This is a genomic window from Bradyrhizobium sp. Kon69 (genome assembly GCF_055807515.1).
The window spans coordinates 1-246 of the sequence record NZ_JBVVOS010000511.1 but is presented as its reverse complement, the minus strand read 5'-3'; the positions used below and the strand labels follow the sequence as shown (position 1 = coordinate 246).

Below are 246 nucleotides of genomic sequence, written 5' to 3'. Positions count from 1 at the left end.
GTTGCGGGTGTACTGCAGGCTCGTCAGACGGCGCAGCAGTTCGCGCTGGTCGAGTTTGTCGCCACGGTCGACGTGCAACACCATTTTCAAATAGGTTTCGGGGCTGCCCAGGCCGTAAATGCACGACACCGTGGTGACGATGATCGCGTCCTTGCGTTCCAGCAAGGCCTTGGTCGCCGAAAGCCGCATTTGCTCGATGTGGTCGTTGATCGACGCGTCCTCCGATACGTTTATCGAGAAGGACGC

At 58.9% G+C, this 246-nt stretch carries 1 pseudogene; it reads right to left on the bottom strand.

The window, feature by feature from the left end:
- Window positions 1-246, bottom strand: a pseudogene (locus AC0L3U_RS40000) (excinuclease ABC subunit B); the annotation flags it as partial.